The 1,008-nt window shown below is 37.3% G+C and carries 1 protein-coding gene; it reads left to right on the forward strand.

Translation table 11 applies throughout. The features are described from left to right. Positions 1–9 precede the first annotated feature (9 nt). Positions 10–1,008: DUF927 domain-containing protein (locus tag FHL06_RS14310; RefSeq protein ID WP_153387343.1), on the forward strand; the 999-nt coding region annotated here is incomplete at its 3' end.

Genomic DNA, 1,008 nt, shown 5'->3' on the forward strand with positions numbered 1-1,008 from the left:
TAACAACTAATGCCTAACAACATTTTCGAGCAATATCCATATTTTTTAAATTCAAATGGCTTTTATGAAGTGATTCCACCTAAAAGTAACAATGATATAGAAAAAATCATCCAATTGTCTAGTCCCATCATTATTGAAAATAAATTTCTCGACCCGTCTACAGGGGTTGAGAAATTGGTTATTACAGACGGAAAAAATATTGAACGTATTGAAGCATCAGATATCTTAACATCTTTCAAGCTACCTGGATTGATTAAGTACGGCTTCAACATCAACGAACGGTACATTAAATCATTAAGCTATGCGTTACAATCGATGCGCCAGTCACTTCCATTATCTAAATTATATACCGGCGTAGGTGTATTACAGTCTGATGATGAAGGTATGGTCATTTCATTGGATAAACCATACTTTTCAAAAGAAATAGAGCAGTCTCAAGCTAATGAAATCATTTGTGAAACACACTATGATTTACAACCAAAAGGTACTTTCAAAGGCTGGTGGGAGATGTACTTAAAACAAGTTAAAGGGAACTTACTACTAGAACTTGCAGTAGTATTTGCTGCTTCTTCATTAGTTACTGCGTTTCTAAAAACAAGACATGAGGTCGAGTTTGCGGGAACCATATTCTCATTTATGGGAAATTCAAGCACAGGTAAATCAACTGCCGCAGCACTGGCTGTATCAATTGCAGGTAACCCGAACAAAGGCACTGAAACACTATTCAGAAGCTGGAATGGAACTCGTAACGCAATTGAAGGGTATCTTCAGCATAATGTAGGTGTGCCTCTGAGTTTTGACGAGCTCTCTTCAGCAACTTTCTCAAAAATCACAGAATTGTTGTATTCGATCTCAGAAGGTCAAGGACGTCAACGAGCAAATATTCACGGAGAAGTAAAAGCTCCTAAAAACTGGGGTACGTCTATCATTTCTACCTCAGAATATAGCATCTTCAATGATGCCGCAAAAAATGTTGGTTTGAACGTCCGCACAATAGAAGTATCAGAA

The sequence above is a fragment of the Companilactobacillus halodurans genome (assembly GCF_009600985.1).
Taxonomy (GTDB): Bacteria; Bacillota; Bacilli; order Lactobacillales; family Lactobacillaceae; genus Companilactobacillus; species Companilactobacillus halodurans.